Source organism: Acinetobacter sp. ANC 5600, from assembly GCF_002018395.1.
Lineage (GTDB): Bacteria > Pseudomonadota > Gammaproteobacteria > Pseudomonadales > Moraxellaceae > Acinetobacter > Acinetobacter amyesii.
On sequence record NZ_MVKW01000001.1, the window covers coordinates 1 to 20,275 of the forward strand.

At 39.9% G+C, this 20,275-nt stretch carries 21 protein-coding genes; 7 read left to right on the forward strand and 14 right to left on the reverse strand.

Annotated elements, in window-relative coordinates:
- On the reverse strand, positions 1 to 181 hold a 181-nt coding region (locus B1201_RS00005; protein ID WP_031978843.1), incomplete at its 3' end, for a transposase.
- 146 nt (positions 182 to 327) lie between these two features.
- Positions 328 to 753 carry a chlorhexidine efflux PACE transporter AceI gene (aceI, locus tag B1201_RS00010; protein ID WP_078191799.1) on the reverse strand — a complete coding sequence of 142 codons (426 nt, stop codon included), beginning with the start codon at positions 751 to 753 and terminating at the stop codon, positions 328 to 330.
- A 114-nt stretch (positions 754 to 867) separates the two neighbouring features.
- Between aceI and B1201_RS00015 the strand changes: the two genes are divergently transcribed.
- The 4 genes from B1201_RS00015 (at position 868) to B1201_RS00030 (ending at position 4,985) form a co-directional block, all read left to right on the forward strand.
- Entirely contained in the window at positions 868 to 1,758 is an 891-nt protein-coding gene (locus B1201_RS00015; protein ID WP_078191800.1) for a LysR family transcriptional regulator, read from the forward strand.
- A gap of 89 nt (positions 1,759 to 1,847) precedes the next feature.
- Complete coding sequence (gene tal / locus B1201_RS00020; protein ID WP_078191801.1) at positions 1,848 to 2,837, forward strand: transaldolase; 990 nt, start codon at positions 1,848 to 1,850, stop codon at positions 2,835 to 2,837.
- Between the two features lie 73 nt (positions 2,838 to 2,910).
- The gene (gene leuE / locus B1201_RS00025; RefSeq protein ID WP_078191802.1) at positions 2,911 to 3,561 is read left to right on the forward strand and encodes a leucine efflux protein LeuE; all 651 of its coding nucleotides are present in this window, start codon (positions 2,911 to 2,913) and stop codon (positions 3,559 to 3,561) included.
- 254 nt (positions 3,562 to 3,815) lie between these two features.
- The gene (locus B1201_RS00030; protein ID WP_078191803.1) at positions 3,816 to 4,985 is read left to right on the forward strand and encodes a benzoate/H(+) symporter BenE family transporter; all 1,170 of its coding nucleotides are present in this window, start codon (positions 3,816 to 3,818) and stop codon (positions 4,983 to 4,985) included.
- Between the two features lie 344 nt (positions 4,986 to 5,329).
- Here B1201_RS00030 and B1201_RS00035 read toward each other — a convergent pair whose 3' ends face one another.
- From B1201_RS00035 to B1201_RS00045, 3 genes are all read right to left on the reverse strand, one after another.
- Positions 5,330 to 5,890 (reverse strand): TetR/AcrR family transcriptional regulator, encoded by a 561-nt coding sequence (locus tag B1201_RS00035; protein WP_078191804.1) that lies wholly within the window; start codon positions 5,888 to 5,890, stop codon positions 5,330 to 5,332.
- A 1-nt stretch (position 5,891) separates the two neighbouring features.
- A complete protein-coding gene (locus B1201_RS00040) occupies positions 5,892 to 6,236 on the reverse strand; it encodes an SMR family transporter (protein ID WP_078188613.1) in 345 nt (114 codons plus the stop codon).
- Positions 6,237 to 6,317: 81 nt separating this feature from the next.
- The gene (locus B1201_RS00045) at positions 6,318 to 7,325 is read right to left on the reverse strand and encodes an alpha/beta hydrolase (protein WP_078191805.1); all 1,008 of its coding nucleotides are present in this window, start codon (positions 7,323 to 7,325) and stop codon (positions 6,318 to 6,320) included.
- Between the two features lie 311 nt (positions 7,326 to 7,636).
- On the opposite strand from B1201_RS00045, the gene B1201_RS00050 reads away from it, so the two are divergent.
- Both B1201_RS00050 and B1201_RS00055 read left to right on the forward strand, forming a co-directional pair.
- A complete protein-coding gene (locus B1201_RS00050; RefSeq protein ID WP_078191806.1) occupies positions 7,637 to 8,080 on the forward strand; it encodes a universal stress protein in 444 nt (147 codons plus the stop codon).
- A gap of 141 nt (positions 8,081 to 8,221) precedes the next feature.
- Complete coding sequence (locus tag B1201_RS00055) at positions 8,222 to 8,668, forward strand: universal stress protein (protein ID WP_078191807.1); 447 nt, start codon at positions 8,222 to 8,224, stop codon at positions 8,666 to 8,668.
- A 48-nt stretch (positions 8,669 to 8,716) separates the two neighbouring features.
- Here B1201_RS00055 and B1201_RS00060 read toward each other — a convergent pair whose 3' ends face one another.
- From B1201_RS00060 to B1201_RS00080, 5 genes are all read right to left on the reverse strand, one after another.
- Positions 8,717 to 9,745 (reverse strand): hypothetical protein, encoded by a 1,029-nt coding sequence (locus B1201_RS00060; RefSeq protein ID WP_078191808.1) that lies wholly within the window; start codon positions 9,743 to 9,745, stop codon positions 8,717 to 8,719.
- Between the two features lie 121 nt (positions 9,746 to 9,866).
- Entirely contained in the window at positions 9,867 to 11,342 is a 1,476-nt protein-coding gene (locus B1201_RS00065) for an OmpA family protein (RefSeq protein WP_078191809.1), read from the reverse strand.
- 223 nt (positions 11,343 to 11,565) lie between these two features.
- Entirely contained in the window at positions 11,566 to 12,801 is a 1,236-nt protein-coding gene (locus B1201_RS00070) for a dihydroorotase (protein WP_078191810.1), read from the reverse strand.
- Positions 12,802 to 12,810: 9 nt separating this feature from the next.
- Positions 12,811 to 13,827, reverse strand: a complete 1,017-nt coding sequence (locus B1201_RS00075) for an aspartate carbamoyltransferase catalytic subunit (protein ID WP_078188620.1) — start codon at positions 13,825 to 13,827, stop codon at positions 12,811 to 12,813.
- Between the two features lie 370 nt (positions 13,828 to 14,197).
- Positions 14,198 to 14,554, reverse strand: a complete 357-nt coding sequence (locus tag B1201_RS00080; protein ID WP_078191811.1) for a hypothetical protein — start codon at positions 14,552 to 14,554, stop codon at positions 14,198 to 14,200.
- A 221-nt stretch (positions 14,555 to 14,775) separates the two neighbouring features.
- On the opposite strand from B1201_RS00080, the gene rlmKL reads away from it, so the two are divergent.
- Positions 14,776 to 16,980 carry a bifunctional 23S rRNA (guanine(2069)-N(7))-methyltransferase RlmK/23S rRNA (guanine(2445)-N(2))-methyltransferase RlmL gene (rlmKL, locus tag B1201_RS00085; RefSeq protein WP_078191812.1) on the forward strand — a complete coding sequence of 735 codons (2,205 nt, stop codon included), beginning with the start codon at positions 14,776 to 14,778 and terminating at the stop codon, positions 16,978 to 16,980.
- 41 nt (positions 16,981 to 17,021) lie between these two features.
- Here rlmKL and B1201_RS16875 read toward each other — a convergent pair whose 3' ends face one another.
- The 4 genes from B1201_RS16875 to B1201_RS00100 all read right to left on the reverse strand — a co-directional run bounded on the left by B1201_RS16875 (position 17,022) and on the right by B1201_RS00100 (position 20,274).
- Positions 17,022 to 17,180, reverse strand: a complete 159-nt coding sequence (locus B1201_RS16875; RefSeq protein ID WP_162689727.1) for a hypothetical protein — start codon at positions 17,178 to 17,180, stop codon at positions 17,022 to 17,024.
- Between the two features lie 21 nt (positions 17,181 to 17,201).
- Entirely contained in the window at positions 17,202 to 17,489 is a 288-nt protein-coding gene (locus B1201_RS00090) for a hypothetical protein (RefSeq protein ID WP_143221639.1), read from the reverse strand.
- Between the two features lie 188 nt (positions 17,490 to 17,677).
- Entirely contained in the window at positions 17,678 to 18,979 is a 1,302-nt protein-coding gene (locus tag B1201_RS00095) for a DUF945 family protein (RefSeq protein WP_078191814.1), read from the reverse strand.
- A gap of 128 nt (positions 18,980 to 19,107) precedes the next feature.
- Positions 19,108 to 20,274, reverse strand: a complete 1,167-nt coding sequence (locus B1201_RS00100; protein WP_078191815.1) for a GNAT family N-acetyltransferase — start codon at positions 20,272 to 20,274, stop codon at positions 19,108 to 19,110.
- Position 20,275 lies beyond the last annotated feature (1 nt).

Consider the following 20,275-nt stretch of genomic DNA (forward strand, 5'->3'; position numbering starts at 1 on the left):
TTAAGCAGCATTGGATAGCTGCGTCGGAGTAGGTTTGATTTCGCCCTTGTTTGCCTTTTGATGGAGCATACCATTGCGTAGCAGGATCAAACCAAATGGCAATATTTCCGCGACTCATGAGTGCTCGGTTATATGCGGGCCAATTGGTTGTGCGATAGATTTTGTGTGTAGGCTTCTTCATTTGAAAATTATATCGCTGAAAAAGCCTTTACAGATAGGTTTGTGCAACAAAGCCTATATATTGTTATTTGTAAACTTTTGCACTATTTTAATGCAAAAAAGGCCTGTACTTATCAATACAGGCCAATGTGATTTTCTTATTGAAATTTAACGATATTGTGGTTGGTAACCTAGGTACGCTTCGATCTGGTCATAGCACCATTGGAAAATAAATGTGTAGACTAAAATACACATGGTCATACTAAAATCGAGCAAAATCGCCTGCCATAAGGTCATATGCATGGCATAAGCCACCATTGGGATGGTTGCAAGCATTAAACCGCCCTCAAATCCAATTGCATGTAAAACACGTACACCAAAGGTTCTTTTTAACTTTCTTTTTGCTTCAAATTTTTCAAAATAATGATTAAAAATCATGTTCCAAATCACAGAAGTGACCGCCATTGCAATACCGAGCGTACCTGTCACCTCCATCGGAACTTTAAAAATAAAACTTAAAGCAATAGCAATGATCACCAATAGGATGATCTCATAGCTTAGCGCATGAATAATCCTTCTCTTGGAAATCGTCATTTTGAAACACTCTATTATTTGTAAAAAACTTATTTTATTTTTATATTATTGATTAATCGAGTTAGGTTCTTTCAATATTATTGAAAGGTTGTATTCCTTTTTTTCTGTATGCACATGAATATTAATCAAGAACAACTGATGATTTTTAAAACAGTCATGGAAACAGGATCATTTTCCGCAGCTGCCAGACAACTCGGCAAAGTACCTTCGGCGGTCAGTATGTCCATTGCAAATTTCGAAATTGATCTCAACCTTAAACTGTTTGAGCGCGTTGGTCGTGAACCTGTGCCCACCGCTCAAGCGCTAAACCTGTATGAAAAAACTGAACAATTATTGATAGAAATTAATCAGTGGAAACAGCATGCAATTGCGCTGAGTCATGGTTTAGAGTCTTCACTGAATATCGTGGTGGTATCAGAGCTACTACATACGCAGTGGACCAACTATATCTCTTTGCTAGAAACTCATTTTCCATCTTTGCAAATCAATATTTTTTCTGCGCCTCAAGAAGATGCCCAAAAGATGTTATTACAGGGTCAAGCGCAGCTTGCTCTAATGTTTGAACGTGAACAGCTTGAGAGTTATGAACAATTTGTCGAATTGAAGCGTGAAGCATTGGTTCCTGTTGCTGCGACAAAACATGCCCTGTCGAAATTTAAGCAAGTCAGTTTTGAGCAAATTTTGCAAAGTCGGCAAATCGTGGTTGCAAGTCGTGATAAAAGCATCAAACCAGAGTTGTTATTTTCCAAACACAATTGGCGTACAGATAACCACCACTCTGCTTGTTCGATGATTATTCAAGGTTTGGGCTGGGGTGTGCTTCCCCTCGAGATGTTTAATGAAAATCCGACGCTCAAAGATCAACTCAAAATCTTAAGCTTTCAAGATTTCACACCCAAATTTGAATATTTCGTCGACTTGGTCTGGAACCGTGAAAAACCTCTCGGCTCGGCTGCTCATTTTTTGATTAATCACATCCGAAATTCACGAAAAACTACGATTTAGACTGCCTAATTAGGCGTTTTTTGGTTGGGTTCTAAACAGATTGTGTTATAAAAGTATGTACACCAAGAACATTAAGAACTAGATTTCAAATGACTCAAAATGCGTTAAACCAATTAAAAAGCCTAACAACGATTGTTGCTGACAGCAGTGATTTAGCTGCGATTAATACATTCCGTCCATTGGATGCGACCACAAATCCATCTTTAATTACAGCAGCGGCAAATCAACCTGAAAATAAAGAACTGATTGAAAGTGCTTTTGAACAAGCGCGTAAAGAAGGTTATCAAAATGATGAGCTGGTTGAGCGCACCATCGATATTCTTACGGTCAAATTTGGTGTAGAAATTTTAAAATTGATCGAAGGACGAGTCTCTACAGAAGTCGATGCAGCCTTGTCCTATGATACTGATGCCACCATTGCAAAAGCTAAAGAGTTATTGGCTTTATATGCACAGTATGGTATCGATCAAAACCGTATCTTAATTAAAATTGCCTCAACGTGGGAAGGCATTCAAGCCGCTAAAGCCCTTGAAGCTGAAGGCATTCACTGTAATCTGACTCTGTTGTTTGGTTTGCATCAAGCTCAAGCCTGTGCAGATGCTCAAGTCACGCTGATTTCGCCATTTGTTGGTCGTATTTTAGATTGGTACAAAAAAGCTGAAAATGTGGATAGCTACCCGATTGAGAAAGATCCGGGCGTGTTATCAGTGAAGCAGATTTACCACTACTACAAACAACATGACATCAAAACTGAAATTATGGGTGCTAGCTTCCGTAGTATTGATCAAGTGCTTGGTTTAGCAGGTTGTGATTTATTGACGGTTTCACCGAATTTATTGGCAGAACTGGAAAAAGATCAGCGTACCGTGGAAGTGCAATTGTCTAATCATCATGCGCATGCACACTGTCAACACGATGTACAAGTGCTCGACAAGCAAACTTTCAAAGCTGAAGTTGAAAAAGACTTAATGTCTTTCCAACTATTACAAGGCGGTATTGATGGTTTTATTAAAGCCCGTGAGCAGCTGAGTAGCTTACTGCGTCAAACTTTTGGCTTAGATGCTGAAATAAAAGCATAAATTAGAAATTTTCAGTTTCATCTAGAACCGAAGTTGTATACTACAGCTTCGGTTTTTTATTTGAGTGTCTTCAGTGTTTGGAATCACAGACTTAACGACCTTTATTATTGGTACGATATTAATTGTGATTTTACCCGGGCCAAATTCACTTTATGTCATGTCTGTTGCTTCTCGCTATGGCATTAAGGTCGGCTATTTAGGCGCTTTTGGTGTCTATACTGGCGATTTGATCTTAATCTTACTCACCGCTCTGGGGGCTGCATCCTTACTTCATGCCTTCCCTTGGTTATTTTTATTATTAAAAATTGTGGGTGCGCTGTATTTAAGTTATTTAGGTATCAAACTTTTCAAAGCTGCCTACCAAACATGGAATGCCGTTCAAACACCAGAACAACTCGACACCAAACAACTGAGTTTGAATGAATTGAAACCGTTTAAGACTGCATTAACCATCAGTATTTTAAACCCTAAAGCCATTCTTTTTTACTTATCGTTCTTTGTGCAATTCGTTGATCCTGCATATCCATATCCAGCGATAACATTCACCGCACTCGCGATCGTGCTGCAAATTATCAGTATGAGCTATTTAACGATTTTGATCTTTTCGGGTGCAAAACTGGCTACCTATTTTAGCCATCGCTATAAATTTACGGCATGCTCTGTCGCAGCAGTTGGTCTTCTATTTTGTGGATTTGGTCTAAAGCTTGCGACATCTACCATGTAACCGACATGGGCAAAGTATTTCTGTTTTTTTACTTAAAAATCTATATGCCTTTAAACTTTTGAATGGATGAAACATCCACAATCTATGTTTTCGGTTCGTACTATTAAAGTGCCTTTGATTAAAGTGTCATTTGTGAATAAATAAAGTATTTCCCTAACATCTTGTTAAGCACTTTTACTGTACAGGACTTGAGTGTATCATCCTGAAAAATGTCATCTTAAATCTGCGCCAACAATAGTCATAGCTCGATCATTATGCAAAAACTACTCCAAGACTTTTCCATTCCAGCTGCTTTTGCAGGTTTTATTACGTTCTTAGTCGGGATCAGTGTCTCGGCTGTTTTGGTGATCCAATCTGCACAACTGCTCGGTGCCAACACTGCAGAAATCACCTCTTGGTTTTGGGCTCTAGGTTTGGGTATCGGCTTAAGCGGGCTGATTATGTCTTGGAAATTTAAATATCCCGTTGCGACTTCATGGTCCACTGCAGGACTGGCACTGATTTTAGCGACCGCAAATGGTTACAGCATGAATGCCGCCCTAGGTGCTTTCTTGGTCTGTGGCCTATTGACAGCAGTACTCGGATTTTTAGGCATTTTTGAAAAAATACTGCGCTATATACCGCAAAGTCTAACCAGTGCAATGTTGGCGGGCGTACTTCTAAAATTTGGTATTGAGCTATTTGTCAGTTTACAAAATGAATGGGCATTCGTTCTTGGTTTACTCGCGGTTTATGTCCTCAGTAAACGACTGTTACCACGTTATAGCATTGTCATTACGGTGATCATTGGCATCATGCTTTGCCCATTATTACTTGGCTTTCAATTACCGGCGCTTAATTTAGAACTCGCACAGCCTGTTTGGGTTACACCTGAATTTTCGATCTCAGCAATACTGGGTTTAGCGCTACCACTCTTTGTAATCAATATGGCCTCTCAGTATTTACCAGGTTTAGCCATGATTAAAAGTTATGGTTATCAACCCCACGTCAATCAACTGATTGGTTGGACTGGTACAGCCCAAACGCTACTCGCGCCATTTGGATGTTTTAGTGTCAATATTGCTGCGATTAGTGCTGCCATCAGTCTAGATGACCAAGCCCACCCCGATGAGAAAAAGCGCTATATCGCAGGTATGACCTGTGGCTTCTTTTATATTTTGATGGGCCTGTTTGCAGCCACTTTGGTGAGTTTCTTAACCGCTTTCCCATTGGTGTTTATTACCGCTTTAGCAGGCATTGCCCTACTAGGCACCATTGGACACAACATCGTCATTGCTTTCCAAGAAGCGAGTGAACGTGACGCCGCTCTACTCACCTTCTTGTTTAGTGCATCGGGCGTACAGTTTTTTGGTATTGGCTCTGCATTTTGGGGTTTGGTCTTTGGTTTAGTCGTGCATGCTATTTTCAAATATAAAAGAAATTAAGCCCTCAGTTAAATAATTTGCTTCAAATAAAGAATGATACGCGGTAACGTCATCCGCATGTGTTTGAGATAGGACTATTTCTAATCAAAAATGTTTTTGCGGTACTTTGAATAATTAGACACTAGTGAACAAGTTTTGCGGTGAGGAGCAATGCTCCGCAAGATGGTTTCCTTACGAAGCACGCTTCTCATTTTGCCGAATGAGAAACAACGTTTTCAAGAGTACCTCCAGCCGAAGACTAATCCCTTTATTCAATCCCTAGATGTAAGACTCTGTCGAATAGACTTAAAAATCATTTTAAAAATGCGTAATTACTTTTACGTATGTAAAATCAGTTATTTAATCTATTTCGCTCGATACGTTCGGGCGATCAGTTCTTGTTTTAATAATTGGGTTTCACTTTCATCTTCCACTTCTGTAAAAGCGGTGAGCCAAATACCATCGGCTGCATAACGAACAATTTTCAGCTCTATATCCGAATCTGTCTGATGATGACGCTCTAAACGTGAGTTCATCCATTCGATCCAATATTCATTAAAAGTTTTATCTGTCAGCATGGTCATCGAAATCGCGGACCAAGACTGTTGCAAACCCATGATTTGTTTTTCTAAAGTAATTTCAATATAGGCTCGGGTAAAACGACCGTATGGCTCAGGGTCTTCGTCAATTAATCGGTCAACGATCTCGTCTAATTGAGCCAAAAGCATCACAATCATGGACTCTAAGAGCTTTTGCTTATTTGAAAAATGATGAAATACACCACCTTTTGTAACCCCAACTAAATCCGCAACGGCTTGAATCGACACCCCGTTGACACCTTTATCAGCAGCAAGAAGGATTGCGTGCTGCAAAATACTTTGGCGTATCAGTTGAGGCTCTTTCTTGCGCTGATGCGGATTATCCATATTAATGTCCAGCTGAAGTTGAAAACAGGTTGATCACGACCACACCTGAAACAATCAGGCCTATCCCTAACATGGCTGGGAGGTCTAAACTTTGACGAAAGATAAAGTAGCCAATTAGTGCAGTTAAAACAATACCAACACCCGCCCAAATGGCATAAGCAATACCAAGTGGTATGACTTTAATCACCTGAGACAATAAATAAAATGCCAAACAGAATAAAACTGCGACAGCCAATGAAGGCGCAAGTTTGGTAAACCCTTCTGACTTCACCAAAAATGTCGAACCAATTACTTCTGAGATAATCGCCAATGACAGTAAGCCATAAGCTAAAGTGACCGAATTCATTAATCATTCCAAAATAAACATACCAACTGGTAGGTATGTTATTTAGTTAGAGATTATTCTGCAAGCCTTTTAAGTCTGTTTTTAATTTTTGACGGTCTGTGTGTGTTGTTGCAAAAATTCTAAAGTGCGATCAAAGGTCTGCTGACTGGCCTTTTTACTCATCATAAATTGATATTCATGTACCAAAAATTCTTTCGAATCTGGATAAAAAACCGCTGTCACAGATACATTATTTGCCAGCAATTTTTCTACAAAAGGCTCAGATTGCGTTTTGGTTAAAAAATCTTTATTGCCACCGCTGATAAATACAGGCGGATATTTTGAATTAATATTTGAGGCCGTTGAAATACGCGTTAAAAACTCGGCATCATCTTTTTTGTCTCCGGTATACGCCTGAACTAAGTTATAGACGCCCCACTCGATCAGTCCAATCTCTGCGGGTGCAGTATTTACAAAGCTGTTTAAATCATAAATACCACAATGTAAAATCAGCCCTTTAAGCTGTGAAGGCTTTAATACAGGTTGAATCTTTGACGCTTTCGCAAAATCTGGATTCGTAACCAAGGCGGCATAATGACTGGCCATATTTGCACCTGCAGAATCCCCTGCCAAATACATATTTTGCGAATCAATGCCATATTGTGCTGCATGTAGATTTAAAAACATCAATGCAGCGTCAATTTGGTTGAGCTGTGCAGGATAAATGGCTTCAGGTGCAAACTGATATTGAACAGAAACTACATTATAGCCTTGGGCTGCGAGTCGTTTAAAATATCCACCTGCATGTTCTTTTGAGCCAGAGACCCAACCGCCCCCGTGGATCCAAACAATCGTTGGTCTTGGTGCAATCGCCATACTTGTTTCAGGTTGATAGATATCCAAGTTTAAATTTGGATTTTGTAGATATTGAATATTTGACTGCACAATAACATTGTCAGGTGCATGTAGGTTGATGAAGGTCTTTTGAACTTGTGTCGATAAGTTAAATGCGCCTGCAATCACTTTGGTACTGCTTTGCGTGTTTTGACAACCAGACAAATGCAACACTGAACACATGCTGAGTACAACCAACCCTACTTTATATGACATATCAAACTATCCAATCGCATCAATTTTGTTATAAATCTTAGATTTAAAACTGTATATAGTTTAGGCTTATTTTTATAAAGTTCAAATTGATCATTTAGGCTCAAAATCCGAGAAAATTAGTCGATTTTATTTTAATATTTTTTGAGCAAAGTCCGAGTTTTCCGCTCAGATTTATTTGACGACTTATCGACATTAATTTATGTAATTTTATGAATTTACAATATTTTTTAGATTAATAAATTGAACCATGCACGACAATGTGTTATCAATAATCTATAGGGTTTAAAAGCAAAATTACAGGAGATTGTTCCATGTCATATCAAAACATTTTAGTACCTGTCGATGGTTCAGAAATCTCGTTTTCTGCAGTTAAAAAAGCTGCAATTATTGCCAAGGCGTTTAACAGCCAACTCACTTTAATCAGCCTTGTTGCTGAAGACCCATTTACCGATGCAGACTTCTATTATTCTTCATCAATCATGAAAGAATATTTCGTACAAGCTTATGCAAATGCTGAATCTGCTTTGAAAGAAGCTGTGCAAATTACAACTGAAGTGGGTGTAGAAGCACAAAGTAAAATCATTAAAGGCCAAGTTTCTGCTGAAGGTGTGGTAGAAGCAGCCAATGAAGTCAAAGCCGATTTGATTGTGATGGGTTCACATGGTCGTAAAGGCTTTAAGAAAATGCTACTCGGCAGCTTCGCACAAGATGTACTCAGTAATACTGAATTACCTGTGTTGGTTGTAAAAGCTTAAGATGACCAAGCCCACATCATGTGGGCTTTTTTGTATTCAGCACACCCTTCACCCATAGGCTTACCCTTTTGTCTAATTCATACAATTTCGTGAATAGAGCAAGATTAGATTGATAACATTTAAAATATTAAGGAAGCAGATATGAGTCAATATCAACAAATTTTAGTCCCTGTGGATGAATCTCCAGTTTCATATTCTGCTGTTGAACATGCGCTCAGCTTGGCTAAAAGTCAAAATGCACAAGTGACCATTGTTAGTGTTGTTGCTGTTGATCCATTCGTTGGTGTCGATTTCTATGCTGTTGCACCTGCAATCACTGAATATTTTATGCAGGCTGAAAAAAGTGCTCAGCTGCGTTTAGAAGATATCAAACAAACCTTTGTACGTGATGGTATCGAAGTTAAAACTCGTTTGATTCATGGTGTATCGCCAACTGAAGGGATTTTACAAGTGGCTGATGAAATCTCTGCAGATTTAATCATCATGGGTTCACATGGACGCACAGGTTTGAAAAAAGCCATGCTAGGCAGCGTGGCACAAAATATTTTAACGCAGTGCCCAATTCCTGTTTTGATCATCAAGCAATAAACTAATATTCAAAAAAAGCCCTTCATTGAGGGCTTTTCTTCTTTTAGATCAATTAAACACGTTATTTAAATACACAATTCGTTCTGTAGTTTTCTGATTAAAACATTTGGTATATTGCAACTCTTGATTTTGCGTATTCATCGCATCATCCCAGTATTGCGAATGCTTTTGATAAGTCTCTTTTTCACTTTCATTTAATGAATAAACACTTTTTTGTGCAAGCACTTTACAGTCGATATCACGCTTTTCAAACCAGTCTGCTTGATCTTGCTGTAACTGCGCCTTTTGTTCATCACTAAAACGATCCCAAGTCTGATTGAGACGATCCACCACTTTGGCATTATCCTGATCTAGCTCTTTTTTTCGAATATCCATTGCCTTTTGTGCAAGGCTCATTTGTTGAGATTGACTCTCCATCCCTTGCTGATAGGATTCTTCGTCTCGCTTATTTTGAGCACTATATGCCGCATATAGCACCGCATGACGTGTCACTGTTACAACGCTATCAATTACGTCATTTTGACTTGGGACACTTAAACTTAAACCATCTTTGTCCGTTTTAGTGATGCTATAGCTAAAGTTCCCTTTAAGCTGATCATTGTCCATGCTTAAGCCTGACTCACCATCTTCGAGTGAATCATTCAAAGTATAATGACCACGTTCTTCACAGCCTTCATCACATGGTCGTTCAGCAAAGGCGTTTTCAGCACGCTTTTGTAATCCTTTCGGGAAAACCACCAACAATTGACTGCTACATTCCAATGTTTTGGCTTTATTAGGATCTTCAGTTAAAGTCGTGACATTTTGAATGTTAAATTTTAGATTTTTTACAATCAGATCCATGAGTTGCTGATCGGCTTCATAATCTGACTGACGTATTTCTTTGTTTAATTCTTTGAGATATTCTTTTTTTAAATGATCTTGCAATTGGTCAATATTGGCTTGTGCAGTACAACTCCAATCTTCCAAAGCAGGCGCTTCCGTTTTGGCTTCTGTATCTTTTTTATTTTTAAAATTATCACAGCCGGATATTAATGCCGCAGACAACATGAGGCTCGTGATGACTATTTTTTTCATTGTATAAGTACCATTATGATTTTATTCTTCGGGCGTATTTTACTCAAAATTACAGCGCTTTGACGAAAAAAATCCCCGCATGTGCAGGGATTTTTTATATATCATCTCATTTAGTACGGTTTTAATTGGCCTTTTCAGTGACGCCTTCATTCGTAACATCTCGTACTTTGCCATTCTCGGTATTTAAAACTTCAAACTCAATACGACGGTTTTTGAATTGACCTTCTTTGGTGCTGTTATCCGCTACGGGTTTTTCTTGACCATAGCCCACCGCTTGAAGCTGTGCGGGATCAACGCCTTTCGACACCAAATAATCCACCACAGATTGCGCACGCTCTTGCGATAAAGCTTTATTCGCTTCTGCATTACCCACAGCATCGGTATGACCTTGTACAGTCAGATGTACCTGTGTAGCGCGCTGCATTAACGCTGCCGCCTGATCCAAAATCGATTTATTCACGTCAGGAATATCAGATGAACCTGTCGCAAAATTAATAATTTGTAAGTTCAGCGCAGTCGCAACATCTAGAGCACGAACTTGTTCAGGGTTAATACTCGCTAATGCTTTTTGTGCATCAGTAATACTGTTATCTACTGCAGTTTGTTCGCTCACGCCTTCTTGAACCAATACCGTCATATTTTTTGCTAAAGGCTTAATTTGATTGGCAAGGCTTTGAGCATCCACAGGATTTTGCGACAAAATCGATAACTGATTTTCTGTCCAGGTTAAAGTGGTATTTGGCACACCTTTAAGTTTTTGCAGAACCGTTGGAATGGTATCTTGATCAATAAATTGAGTATGGTAACTGGCATCAGATGAAGCACCACAACCCGTATTAAAGTTAAAGATCTGTTTGACTTGTTGCTGCAAAATTTCAAGATAATTTGAATCACCAGTTTGAATTTGACAGTTGGTTAACTGCCCATCTGTACCGGTGCTAAATTGCAAATGTGCTGGCTGAGATGCAGCAGGCTGTGCAACCGTTGTTGCAGAGGTGGTTGGTTCTTCTTTATTAGTACAAGACTTAAACCAAAATGCGATCAGACCCAATAATATAAGCAGCGCAATAATTGGCAATAACCAATTCGAGCGTTTTTCTTCAACGATAACAGGTGTTGGTTCAACAACAGGTGCTTGGTGTAATGTACGGCCAGCTGCAGTGTTTACCCCTAAACCTGCGAGTAAAGGCACTGCCCATTGTGGTAGTGCCGCCAAAATGCTATCTGCATGATTATCAAGTAAATGCGTGATTGCGACGGGATCAGATGAACCCGCTTCATTTTCAAGTGCCCCTAAAGTTGGAGCTATAGAGTGGTTTAAGGTTTGCTCTATTTCTGACGTTGTGGCCGTACCGCCACCGAGATGTTGCAAAAATTGATCTTTTAATGTGGGATTTGCTGAAAATATATCACTAATACGAGGGTTTAACTGTTTTTGAAAGGCATCAATAAATTCAGGTTTGGATCGAAAAATATTTAACAGGAATGGAATAAACTGGCTAATGGCTGATTTTTTTTCATTTAAGTGTTGTGTATCACCGTCCAGCACAATCGAGGAGACGTGCTGCTTAATCAGCGCTAATAAATCTATATTCATATTTGTACTCCATGCAGTTGTCATTATTTTCATGTGTACTTTAGTTTATATGTTTATTTTTTGATCAAATGTAATAATTTGTTCAGACTTGTCAGCGCGTTAATTTCTTTTTTATTTTCAATCTATTAATTTCAATCCTCATAAAAAAAGCCAGCCGAAGCTGACTTTTTTGATGTCTGATTAAAATATTAGGACTCAACTGATTTTAATGCTGGGCTCTAGCTTAAACAGCATAAAAAGCTTGAAGCACTTTACCTTTAACGGTGTGCTGAATTAATGGTGTGTTCTTACCATTTGACACAATCGTGTCTTTATTGATGGTCCACTCAAGTTCAGGATCAACAAGCACCCAACCCGCTTCATCTTCCCAACGTTGTTGCATATTGGCTACTTTAGCAGGTGCGAGTGTGACTTTTTCAACCCATTCCAGTGGGCTTAATAGGCCTTCTTGAATCAGTTGAATACCAAAAGGCACATAAGTATCAAATGCGGTAAAACCGGGCTGTGTTTCAGCAAATGGCGCCATTTTCGCAGAGCTGCTTAATGGCTCATGATGCGTACAGATCGCGTCAATCACACCGTCTTTTACCGCTTGTCTGAGCAAGTCTCTATCTTGCTCAGAACGCAGCGGCGGACGCACATGCGCAAGTGAATTAAAGCCGTCGATCAACTGATCAGTTAAATGCAATTGGTGCATGGCTACATCGCAAGTCACCGGTAAGCCTTTCGCTTTAGCATGTTTAATCAATTCAACAGATGCGCCTGATGACAACAGACCAAAATGCGCACGCACTTTAGTGGCTTCAATCATCAGTAAATATTTTGCAATGGCTACGGTTTCCGCTAATGCAGGGATCATCGGTAAACCTTGACGAGATGCGACAAAGCCTTCATGCACACAGCCATCTTTGGCAATCTGCGGTTCTTCGGCATAGAATACAACGGTCATGTTGAGACCCGCAGCATATTCCAAGGTACGAATCACCACATCATCGTCCATAAATGGCGCATTGGCATTCGATACCGCAGTACAGCCACCTTTTTTCAAACCCGCCATATTCGCAGGCTGCTTGCCTAACAAGCCTTGAGTTTGCGCGCCAATCACCTGCAGATAAATACCGCCGTCCAGCATGGCTTTTTCCACCAGGCCATGAATCAATGCACCATTGTCTTGCACAATCGGTTTAGAGTCAGGCGGGGTAAACACATGCAAAATACCATTCGCACGCGCAGCCTTACCTTCTGACTTTAAAGTGCCGTGCTGCTGCTGACCCGGCTCTCGTAAACGCGCGCAAAGGTCAACCATACTTGGCATCAGCCATTTGCCTTGACCATCAATGGTTTCAGCGGCATTGCTTTCGGCAACCAATCGGCCATTTTCAATATAAACTGTCTGTACGCTGTCAGTTTGATTGATTGGATCTAAGACACGTACATTTTCAACTTTAACAATACTCATGACTATCCCTTAAACCGCAATCGCTTCAATTAAACCTTTTTCTTGCAACTGACCTTGCATTGCCAAAGCCAGTACCGCCATACGTACCGCAATACCATTGGTCACCTGATGTAAAATCACCGACTGAGCACCATCGGCAATACTCGAGTCAATTTCAACACCGCGGTTCATCGGTCCCGGATGCATCACGATGCAGTCAGGTTTTGCCAAAGCCAAGCGCTCTTTATTCAAACCGTACATTTTGTAGAATTCGGCTTGAGATGACAGCGCAGGAGAATCAATACGTTCATTTTGAATACGTAAAGTAATAATCACGTCGCAGTCTTGAATGCCGGCTTCCATGTTGTTGAACAGACGAATGCCTTCGCCATAATCATCAAAACCGTAAGGCAGCAAAGTATTAGGCGCAATGACACGAATATCTTTACAGCCCAATGTTTGTAATGCAGCGACATCTGAACGGGCAACACGCGAATGCTTAATATCGCCAATGATGGCAATGGAAATGTCTTCAAAATTCTTTTTGGTTTCACGGCGAATCGTCAACATATCCAACATGGCTTGGGTTGGATGTGCATGTCGGCCATCGCCTGCATTGATGATTGCCACATGCGGACAAACATCTTTGGCAATAAAGTGCGGCGCGCCTGACGATGAATGACGAACCACAAAAATGTCGGTCGCCATCGCTTCTAAATTCCACAAGGTATCACGCAGTGTCTCGCCTTTTGATGTACTTGAACGTGCAATATCAATGTTCAATACGTTTGCAGACAGACGTTTTGCTGCCGCTTCAAAAGTGGTACGGGTACGTGTTGAGTTTTCAAAAAACAGGTTCATTACCGTACGGCCTTCTAAAAGGTTGTTGGTAATCAGCTGATTTTGGTCATTAAAAAAGGACTGCGCAGTGTCCAATATTTTTGTGAGAGTTTCTTTAGAAAGGCCTTCGATGGTGAGGAAATGTTTTAAGTTACCATCTTGGTTGAGTTGAATCTGGCTCGGTGTATGCAATGCCGCCAAGTGCATGAGAGATTCCTTATCGTTAAGTTAACGCATTATACAGAGAATCTTGGCAAATGGCAGTTGAAGTTTTCAACGTTCAATGCAAACGCATGATGTTATTCAAAATGAATTTTCAAATTCCTATCTATCATTTCAATTAGATAAATTAAACGGTTTAAATTAAACTTCACCTTTCCCCTTTCAAAAAGCCTTCAAACAGGACTTCCATCCGTCCTTATTTTTGATTGAATTGAATACTTTCAAACAGATAAAGTTCAGCTATGAACAACCGCCTTCTGCACAGTTCAACAGCTCTTGAAACATGGAAAGATGGTTGATACTTCAGGCGGTGTGCAGCAGGAAATATATGCCTACTGCTCACAGCAGGATTGAATTAACGCAATGCGCCGATATAACGATGTGCAACCTGTGCTTTATAGATATCTTCCGCAGTCGGTTCGCTCATTAAAATTTCTGCTGTTTCAGATTGAACTGAGCTAACTATTGGTTCTTCTGGTGCTGTAACTGCAACTTCATGCAAATTCAACTCACTATATAAACGTGCAACTAAACGAGATAATTCAGGATCAGCCGTTTCCAAAGCCAAGTTAGAAACAAAGCGTGCATATTCGACATTCTCAACTACATATAATGCGTCAATAACCCGACCTGACACACGACGTAAACGCGCATAGATTAAGGTTGCGATTGAAAATACGTTTGATTGACTATTGATTGCCAGCCCTGTCATAAATACCCCTAATGATATCAATATTATAAAGATCGAATTTTGATCAGGGTTATAGCAATTTTTGTACCATTAAGTGATATTTCTCACAATGTACGCAGAATAAATTTGGTAAAGTCATTCAAATCTACCGATATTTCTCCCGTTTCAGCGCAATATCGTCCGCCCAAATCCACGAAAATACGTTAAAATATGCGATTGCTTTTTTGCCTTTGGAAATTTACATGAATTCGAAACCGCGTCTTTCTACATATTGGGTTACCTGTGCAGATGGACTGGAAACCTTACTCCGCGAGGAAATTGAAGGTTTAGGTGTTCAAAATATTGAACAGTTCCCGGGTCGTCTTGTATTCAAAGGCACACTTGAAGATGCATACCGTATTTGCATGTGGTCACGTTTGGCTTCACGTGTACTCACCCCCATTCATACACATGAATTAGAGTTCACGCATGATGCACGTGATGTAGCGGAAGAGCTCTACGAAGGTGCAATAAACTTTGACTGGTCACTTATTTTTGCACCACAAAGTACATTTGCCGTTCGTTTACATATTGAACGTGACATCAAAGTCAATTCTCAGTTCGCAACTTTACGTGTCAAAGATGGTGTGGTCGATTCCTTTATGGAAGCTGTGGGCAAACGTCCAAGCATTGACATTAAGCAACCTGAAATTACGTTGTATGTATTAGCTGGCAAAACTGAACATACTTATTGCTTAGATTTATCAGGTGATTCTCTGCATAAACGCGGCTACCGTCGCTACATGACAGATGCGCCGATTAAAGAAAATCTAGCGGCTGCCATCTTACAGAAAGCAAAACTTAAACAGCATCAACCCGATATTATTTTGGACCCAATGTGTGGTTCAGGGACATTTATCATTGAATCATTAATGATTTTGACTGACCGCGCGCCAGGCCTTGTTCGTCGTTTTGGTTTTAATGGTTGGAATGGTCATGACCATGAACTTTGGATGTCAATTAAAGGCGAAGCGGCTGAGCGTCATAAAGCTGCACTTGAAAACCCTCTCCCACAATTCTATGCATTTGATGCAGACTGGGAAGCGGTAAAAGCGACCAAACAAAATATTATTGCTGCAGGTTTCGAATCTGTACTTGATCAAATTAAAATTGAAGAACGTACACTTGCAGACTGGCCAGATTTCCAAGCAACAGGTAAGAAATGCTTTGTTGTCACTAATCCTCCATACGGCGAGCGTTTAGGTGATAAAGCCTCTAACCGCGCACTATATTTAGGTCTATCGGCATTATTACAAAAGAACTTCCCAAATCAGCCTGCTGCAATTATTGCAGCACAAGTTGAACAGGCCGATGTCCTTGCCTTTAATGATCCACAAATTTTGCGTTTGATGAATGGTAAGCTACCAATTTACGTCCGTTTTGGTACAGTCAAACCTGCGGCAGTTCAAAAGCCTTTCCTAGAGCATTGGGAACCGCAACAATTTGAAAAAATTGAAGGTGCAGAAGACTTTACTAACCGTCTGCAAAAAAACATGCAGAATCTTAAAAAATGGGCAGTCAAAGAAAATATTTTCTGCCTACGTTTATATGATGCCGATTTGCCTGACTTTAATGTCGCGGTAGATTTGTATGGTGATCGTTTACACGTACAAGAATATGCACCACCGAAAAAAATTGACCCTGAAAAAGCCAAAAAACGCTTTAACTTAGCACTTCAAGCGATTCGTGCAGTGACAGGCTTAGGTCGTGATGCGATTTTCATTAAAACACGTGCGCGCCAAGAAGGTAAAAATCAGTACACCAAACAAAGTACTGCGTCTAAACGTTTTATCGTTCAAGAAGGCAAAGCTAAGATTTTGGTGAACCTAACAGACTACCTCGATACAGGTTTGTTCCTTGACCATCGTCAAATGCGTCTACGGATTGCCAAAGAAGCCAAAGGTAAACACTTCCTGAACTTATATAGCTATACCTCTACAGCGAGCTTACATGCAGCGCTTGGCGGTGCAGCAAGTACGACCAGTGTCGATTTGTCAAATACCTACCTAAATTGGTCTAAAGAGAACTTTGTACTAAATGGTTTGACTGTAGATCATGCAGATGAACAACATCAGTTCTTCTCTAGCGATTGTTTTGAATGGTTAAAAGAAGGTCACGAGCAATATGACCTGATCTTTATTGACCCACCAACCTTCTCAAACTCTAAAAAGTTCTATGGTACGTTTGATGTCCAACGCGACCATATGTCTTTGCTTAAACGTGCCATGAACCGTTTAACCACTGACGGTACGCTTTACTTCTCAAACAACTACCGTGGTTTTGAGATGGACGATGTGATCATGGCAATGTTTGACGTTGAAGAAATCAGCAATGAAACCATTGGCCTAGACTTTAAACGTAATACCAAAATTCACCGTGCATGGAAAATCACTCATCCACAAATCTAAGGTTTGACTTTAGAAAGTCCTGATCTATGAAATGAAGCACGTCAGTGCTTCATTTCAACCACAACGCCATCTGGATACGTTACTCGAATATTTTCGTGGCGCTCTTGCAGCACAATACGGTTAATCGGTGCCACTTCTGGAGATTGTATTAACCCGACCTGATCCGCTGCCCTTTTCTTTTGAAGCAAATAATCACTCATGGTTGAGCCTTCAAGCTGCGTCTATTGAATGATCTTATTATTACGATTAGATTTATGATTTGAATTTTTCTGCTGCTCTTCTTTGGGTTTAGCTGCCTCACTCTCAATAATATCTAAGGTTTCTTCACTAAACTTTTTTTTACCTTGCGTTTCATTCGACAAACGTTGATCTGAAATTGAATTACCCGCAAAAGCTATAGACTGAACAGCGATTAAAAAAATGCTACTAACAAGACTGTGTTTTACCCAAGAACATTTAGGCATGGATGAATGAACAAGTTTCCGTCTAAAAAAATAATCGTGTGACATCGTGTCTTTCCTATTGTTGTTTTGATTGGCTAGTTGCCCATTGACGCTAGCAACTTTTCAACTGTTCAACAATGGCTAGGCCGCTGTGTTCCGATAAAGTGAAAATCATGATTCCGTAGCTCACAATAAAAACCGCCAATCTATGACGGTTTTATATTTTTTAAACTTAACTACTCACTGCTGGTTGCTTATTTCTTTTGTATAGCTTGACCAAAAAGCTTTTGACCAAACTTATATTGCATACTCATGACCATGTTATTGCCATCGCGCTTGCCTTGCCCTGATGTTTCAAAACCAGCAAACATGGCTTCAGCTTCCTGTCCTGACAAACTTTTGCCCTGTAATTGCAAAAAGTTATTCATGATTGCAGTCATCATATTTTTATCAAAACTTAAGTCTGCTTGAAAATCCAGTAAGCTCGGCACCATTTTAATAAAAGACTCCATTGAGGCATGGTGACCCGGCATGACTTTCCCCACGACATTTGCAGAGGCTTTACCTCCACCAATACTGATCGAGTTATCTTTAGACTCAAAATCAAAACCTTGGCTTGCGATAGCTAAGAAAGCTTGAATCATTTCTTCACTTGATTCACCCACTGCATCACATGAATTTTCCACCTGATGCAAAAGTTCACTAAATGCACGAACTTTATCTAGATTAACTTTATGCAATGCCAAATTCAGTGCGAAATCTTTAGTGACCGGTGAACCTGGGAAATCCATCTCATCAGCTTTTAAGTAGCCTTCAAAGTCCACATCATGTTTATTTAGTTCGGTCTCCCAACGCAATTGCATACCACGCATGCCGCCTGACAACTTTTGATCTAAACGCTTGATAGAACCCGCTTGAATTTCAACAAAGCCATTTTCAAGATTTTTCTGATTTAGACCTTGATTGGTCTTCATCGAAAAATTTTGCACCATGGTTTGCATTGGACCTTCACTCAACCGAACCACAGGTAAATGGATTGAAAGCTCAGAGACCTTAGTGGCCTGCCCCGGTAAACTACTAATCCGAATTTGCAATTGGCTGGCATCAGCTTGTACCGTTGCACCTTGTGCAGTCGTTTTAAATGCAGGAATCTGTAGATCTGTTTTACTTTGACCAATCCAATTGACCAACGTTTTTGCCGTTAAGTCCGTACCAAAAAGCTTGGCATATTCGGACGTACTTTGTTGTTGAACAATCTTAAAGTTCGAGTTGATATTATAACCTTTCAACCCACGTTGAATCTGATCGGTACCCTTCAATACGATCACTTCTTTGGGTTTACACGGGTCTGTTTTCAGAGTTAATACCCAATCGACCGTTCCGCCCATCAAGCCCATTTGATAATTGCTGTACTTCACATCAACATCTTGTACAGCTGCTGACCAATTATTCTGTGTATAAAATTGGGCAAGAGATTTATCTGCATATAAATTTCCTCCTACCACAGCTGCTGAAAGCACCGCGAAACTGCCAATTCCCCACATCAATTTTGACATGTCTTTCTCATTCTGATTATTCTTTGCGCAGTATACTGAAGAACTCAGTTACATAAGTACACAATTAGAATGATTTTAAATGATTGATTTGGCAGTTTTAATTGATTTTTTGATGGCTATCACTTCAACTATATGCGCCCAGCTTCAAAATAACTTATACGTTTACGATCAAAAGCTGCATATGGATTGCCTTTAAAACTATGAAAATAGTGCTTGGCTTTTAACACGTGAGAGGTGGTATTTTTCATCCATCCTATACGTGGGTCCTTCTCTGCCAGAGTGATGCAATAGGTTTCTTTGCCACGTCGCTTGGTCTGTTGCTTGGCATGAAAAACTAAACTTGCAAATACATCTAGATGTTCAGGATGACATAGTGGACTATGCAGCATTAAATAATCGAAAGTTCCCTGAATTTTTGGCAGTGATAATGCACCACGCACACTGGCGTAGGCATTATAAAAAGGCTTCATCAACTTTAATGAACGCGAATAGTCGATTACGCGGGTTTGTTTAAAACTCTTTTGATTCCATAATCCATAGAGTCCAACCAACTGATTGTGCTGATCATAAATCAAATAAAAATCGTCCAGATTTAAGCCTGCCCAAAATGGATTTTGACCATCAACCAATGCATTAAAATCATAGCTAGGTAAAAAATTATATTGGTCTTTCATTTTTAAAATGAAATCATTCGCGTCATCTACACATTCAGCAGTCAGCGTTTTAAATTGATATTGATTGAAAGTTTTTGGTTTCACTGCCTGTGAAACGGTAAAGGTTCGGATTTCGTCATAAAAATATGGCAACGGAAAACCTGATCTTTCATGATGTAAAATACTAGCAGCGACAGTATTGGCGTTTAAAACCACACTTTCAAAAATCGTATCTTGGGGGATTTCATCGTGGACATAGTCCATTAATAAGCGCATGACTTTAGCACCACGATACGCTGGATTCATTCTTAAATCGGCAACATAACGGATTAGGTCAGGCTGACCATTGATATAACAATAACGCCATCCCAAATTCATCATCGCAATCACAATAGATGGATCATCCACAGGGACAACCACTTTTAAATCTGGTCGATTATACTGTGCATGGCTAGCAGCCAAATAACTCGGGTGACGTTCATAAGATAAGGTAATGCCATTACTTGGCACAGTCTCAGCACTAATTTTCATTAGTTGCTCATCATCTTCGACAGTCGCCTTTCGAACCGCAAACTTAGTCTCATTCTTTGAATGATATAGCACCGTTTCATCGAACGGTGCATCTAACACATCGATATCCATC

Bases quoted from the DNA above. Each gene is read 5' to 3' on its own strand.
- B1201_RS16875 (WP_162689727.1), bottom strand. From the start codon at position 17,180: ATGAGTGATTATTTGCTTCAAAAGAAAAGGGCAGCGGATCAGGTCGGG.
- B1201_RS00050 (WP_078191806.1), top strand. From the start codon at position 7,637: ATGTCATATCAAAACATTTTAGTACCTGTCGATGGTTCAGAAATCTCG.
- B1201_RS00060 (WP_078191808.1), bottom strand. From the start codon at position 9,745: ATGAAAAAAATAGTCATCACGAGCCTCATGTTGTCTGCGGCATTAATA.
- B1201_RS00045 (WP_078191805.1), bottom strand. From the start codon at position 7,325: ATGTCATATAAAGTAGGGTTGGTTGTACTCAGCATGTGTTCAGTGTTG.
- B1201_RS00090 (WP_143221639.1), bottom strand. From the start codon at position 17,489: ATGTCACACGATTATTTTTTTAGACGGAAACTTGTTCATTCATCCATG.
- B1201_RS00040 (WP_078188613.1), bottom strand. From the start codon at position 6,236: ATGAATTCGGTCACTTTAGCTTATGGCTTACTGTCATTGGCGATTATC.
- B1201_RS00070 (WP_078191810.1), bottom strand. From the start codon at position 12,801: ATGAGTATTGTTAAAGTTGAAAATGTACGTGTCTTAGATCCAATCAAT.
- B1201_RS00095 (WP_078191814.1), bottom strand. From the start codon at position 18,979: ATGTCAAAATTGATGTGGGGAATTGGCAGTTTCGCGGTGCTTTCAGCA.
- B1201_RS00055 (WP_078191807.1), top strand. From the start codon at position 8,222: ATGAGTCAATATCAACAAATTTTAGTCCCTGTGGATGAATCTCCAGTT.
- tal (WP_078191801.1), top strand. From the start codon at position 1,848: ATGACTCAAAATGCGTTAAACCAATTAAAAAGCCTAACAACGATTGTT.
- B1201_RS00035 (WP_078191804.1), bottom strand. From the start codon at position 5,890: ATGGATAATCCGCATCAGCGCAAGAAAGAGCCTCAACTGATACGCCAA.
- B1201_RS00100 (WP_078191815.1), bottom strand. From the start codon at position 20,274: ATGGATATCGATGTGTTAGATGCACCGTTCGATGAAACGGTGCTATAT.
- B1201_RS00015 (WP_078191800.1), top strand. From the start codon at position 868: ATGAATATTAATCAAGAACAACTGATGATTTTTAAAACAGTCATGGAA.
- B1201_RS00080 (WP_078191811.1), bottom strand. From the start codon at position 14,554: ATGACAGGGCTGGCAATCAATAGTCAATCAAACGTATTTTCAATCGCA.
- rlmKL (WP_078191812.1), top strand. From the start codon at position 14,776: ATGAATTCGAAACCGCGTCTTTCTACATATTGGGTTACCTGTGCAGAT.
- B1201_RS00075 (WP_078188620.1), bottom strand. From the start codon at position 13,827: ATGCACTTGGCGGCATTGCATACACCGAGCCAGATTCAACTCAACCAA.
- B1201_RS00065 (WP_078191809.1), bottom strand. From the start codon at position 11,342: ATGAATATAGATTTATTAGCGCTGATTAAGCAGCACGTCTCCTCGATT.
- aceI (WP_078191799.1), bottom strand. From the start codon at position 753: ATGACGATTTCCAAGAGAAGGATTATTCATGCGCTAAGCTATGAGATC.
- B1201_RS00030 (WP_078191803.1), top strand. From the start codon at position 3,816: ATGCAAAAACTACTCCAAGACTTTTCCATTCCAGCTGCTTTTGCAGGT.